Source organism: Streptomyces sp. NPDC056948 (assembly GCF_042674225.1).
Taxonomy (GTDB): domain Bacteria; phylum Actinomycetota; class Actinomycetes; order Streptomycetales; family Streptomycetaceae; genus Streptomyces; species Streptomyces purpurascens.
On the sequence record NZ_JBHUQX010000664.1, the window covers coordinates 1 to 3285 of the forward strand.

Genomic DNA, 3285 nt, shown 5'->3' on the forward strand with positions numbered 1-3285 from the left:
GGACCGGCTCAGTAGCCGTAGGCGCTCGGTGCGTTCTGGCCGCCGTCCACCGGGATGTTCGCGCCGTTGACGCCCCGCGCCCGGTCCGACAGCAGGAAGGCGATCACCTCGGCGACCTCCCGCGGATCGACCAGCCGGCAACCGGGGAACTCCTTCCCGAACGCGCGGTAGGCCCGCGGGTCCTCGTCCCGGAGCCTGGCCCAGCCCTTGCCCTCGATCAGCATCGAGCCGGGCGACACACAGTTGACCCGGACCCCCAGCGGCCCCAGCTCACGGGCGAGGGAGGAGGCCATGTGGATCTGCGCGGCCTTGGCCGCCGCGTACTGGGCGGGCGGGGCGGGCTTCCAGCCGGAGACGGAGGAGACCAGCACGGCGCTGCCCCCTGTCGCGGCCAGATGGTCGGCGGCCTCGCGCAGGGCGATCGCCGGATGGGTGACGTTCAGCCGGCACGTCAGGTCCCAGTCGGACGGCTCCGTGTCGCGCAGACCCGCGCCGCGAGCCCCGCCCGCCACGGTCACGAGGCCGTCCACCCGGCCGAGGCGGGCGGCCGACTCCCGTACGAACGCCGTGAGGGCGGACTCGTCGAGCACGTCCAGCCGCTCCGTGCGGAGGGTGCGCCCGTACCGGGCGCGCACCTCCTCGGCCACCGCCTCCAGCGACGCGGCGTCGCGGCCGCACACGGCGAGATCGCACCCCTGCGCGGCGAGCCGGAGCGTGGTCTCCCGCCCGAGCCCCCGGCTGCCGCCGGTCACGATCACCGCCCTTCCGGAGGCCCCGGGACGGCCCACCCCCCGTACGCCGCCCAGGCCGTCCGTGTCGTCCACGCCGTTCACGCTCCTCTCGCTCGTGCTGTCGGCCCCCGTCCGTGTCTCCCGCTCGCCCCTCCGGCCGGGCGGCCCCGCGGCAGTGGTCAGCCCGTCCTCGCCGGGTCCCGCACGATGTACGCCGAGAGGATCTCGTCGATACGGTCCAGAACAGCCGGTTCCAGGCGTACGCCCGAGGCCGCTGCGTTCTCCTTGACCTGCTCGGGGCGGCTCGCGCCGATGATGGCCGCCGACACGGAGGGGTTGTTCAGGACCCAGGCGACCGCGAGCTGGCTCATCGTCAGCCCCAGGTCAGAGGCGACCGGCCCCAGCTCCTGGACGGCCCGCAGCGCCCCCTCGTCGTTCATCCAGTGGCCGACCAGCATGTCGACGAAGCCCTTGCCGGCCTCGGCGTCGGCCCGGGAACCCGTGGGCGCCGCGGCGCCGGGCAGGTACTTGCCGCTCAGGAGGCCCTGGGCCAGCGGCGACCAGACGACCTGGCCGAGTCCCTCCCGCTCGCACGCGGGCACGACCTGCGACTCGATGACCCGCCACAGCATGGAGTACTGCGGCTGGCTGGCCACCAGCGGGACGCGCAGTTCCCTGGCGAGGCCGGCCGCGCGGCTGATCTGCTCGGCGGTCCACTCGCTCACCCCGATGTAGAGGACCTTGCCGGAGCGGACCAGGTCCGCGAAGGCGAGCATGGTCTCCTCGAGCGGAACGGCCGGGTCGTAGCGGTGCGCGTAGTAGAGGTCCACGTAGTCGGTGCCGAGCCGGCGCAGCGAGCCCTCGCAGCCCTCGACGACGTGCTTGCGGGACAGGCCGCGGTCGTTGGGGCCGGGCCCCACCGGGTGGCACACCTTGGTGGCGAGCACGAGGCCCTCGCGCCGCTGACCGGCGAGCGCCTTGCCGAGCACGGTCTCGGCGCGGGTCTCGGAATACACGTCCGCCGTGTCGAACGTGGTGATGCCCGCGTCGAGCGCGGCACGCACGCAGGCGTGCGCCGCCTCCTCGTCGATCTGGGCACCGTGGGTGATCCAGTTGCCGTAGGCGATCTCGCTGATCACGAGGCCGCTGTGGCCGAGCCGGCGGAACTCCATGTGCTGTCCCCTTCTTCTTCGGTCTCTGGTCCTTCTCGCGGATTCGGGTGCCGCCGGGAGCCCGGCGGCGCGCGGGCGGGTGCGGTGGCGCGCCGCCTCACAGCAGTTCCGCCGTACGGGCCACCACCTCGCCGGCCTGGTGCGGACTCAGCCGCGGGTCGCAGGCCGACTCGTAGCGGGGCAGGGGCGTGGCCGAGGCCAGCTCCGCCGCCGTGTCGACGCACTCGGTGACGGGGCTGTGGGCCGTCTCCAGCATCAGGCCGGCCGGACGCAGGCCGTGCGCGTGCAGGGCCGACACGAAACCCTCGATCTCCGCCACGACATCGCCGACCACGCGGCTCTTCTGCCCGGCACCGGTGACCCGGGTGTTGCCGTGCATCGGGTCGCAGATCCAGGCCACGCCGGCGGCCTCGTCACCGAGCGCCCCCAGCAGGGAGGTCAGTTTCGGGACGATGTGGTCCCGGCCCATGCGCACGATCAGGGAGAGCCTGCCGGGACGGCGCGGGTCGCCGAGCATCCGCACCAGCGTGCGGACGTCCTCGGGCGAGGCCTTGGGGCCGATCTTGACGCCGACCGGGTTGCTGACCGACGCCGCGAACTGCACGTGCTGGTGGTCGGGTTGACGGGTCCGGTCGCCGACCCACAGGAAGTGGCCCGAGGAGCCGTAGCGTCCGCCGTCCGCGTCGGGGCGCACCAGGGCCTGCTCGTACTCCAGGAGCAGCGCCTCGTGGCCCGCGTAGGTGCGCTGCGACGCCGTCCGCCCGGCCAGGCCCAGATCCCGTTCGAGCAGGGTGCTCAGGGTGGTGCCGGCGTTGCGGTGGGCCAGCAGCAGCCGGGACGGGAGCGCGGCGCGCGCCGCCTGGCTGGGCTCGGGGGCGTTGACGGCGTCTCCGCGGTAGACGGGCAGCACGGTGCCGTCGGGCAGGGTCTCCGTCGGGCTGGAGCGCGGCTTGGCGTACTGCCCGGCGATCCGCCCCATCCGGACGGCGGGAAGACCACTGGCGTCCGTGAACTCATCGGCCAGTCGGTGCAGTTCGTCCGTCTTGGCGAGGACGGTCTCGGGGTTGGCGTCGGAGAACCGCTCGGCGCACTCTCCGGCCTGCAGCACGAAGGCCTCGCCGCGGGCGGCCAGTCCGAGTTCGGCGGTGAGATCGGCGCAGGCGGTGGCGTCCACCAGGGGAGGCTTGGCCTCCAGGGAGAGCAGGACGTCCTTGAGTTCGTCGAGCGAGGCCCATTCAGGCTGCTGAAGGGCACGGGCCGGCAACAGCAGGCGCGTGGCGGTCATGGTTTTCCTCCAAGGATGTGGGCGTCACACCGCCGCGGCGCGAGGGGCGTCCGCGTCGGTGGCGTCGGGGCCCGGGTCGGGGTCGGGGAGGGCGAGC

Annotated in this window: 3 protein-coding genes; all 3 read right to left on the bottom strand. The window is 73.9% G+C overall.

Going from position 1 to position 3285, the window contains the following annotated elements; all coding sequences use genetic code 11:
- Positions 1-8 precede the first annotated feature (8 nt).
- Positions 9-824, bottom strand: a complete 816-nt coding sequence (locus tag ACFTZL_RS43140) for an SDR family NAD(P)-dependent oxidoreductase (RefSeq protein WP_382595572.1) — start codon at positions 822-824, stop codon at positions 9-11.
- An 86-nt stretch (positions 825-910) separates the two neighbouring features.
- Entirely contained in the window at positions 911-1903 is a 993-nt protein-coding gene (locus tag ACFTZL_RS43145) for an aldo/keto reductase family protein (RefSeq protein ID WP_382595574.1), read from the bottom strand.
- Positions 1904-2000: 97 nt separating this feature from the next.
- Entirely contained in the window at positions 2001-3188 is a 1188-nt protein-coding gene (locus tag ACFTZL_RS43150) for a 3-deoxy-7-phosphoheptulonate synthase (protein ID WP_382595577.1), read from the bottom strand.
- Between the last annotated feature and the right edge of the window lie 97 nt (positions 3189-3285).

What these genes read in the sequence shown, in the direction of transcription:
- ACFTZL_RS43150 (WP_382595577.1), bottom strand. Translation starts at nt 3,188, where the DNA reads ATGACCGCCACGCGCCTGCTGTTGCCGGCCCGTGCCCTTCAGCAGCCT.
- ACFTZL_RS43145 (WP_382595574.1), bottom strand. Translation starts at nt 1,903, where the DNA reads ATGGAGTTCCGCCGGCTCGGCCACAGCGGCCTCGTGATCAGCGAGATC.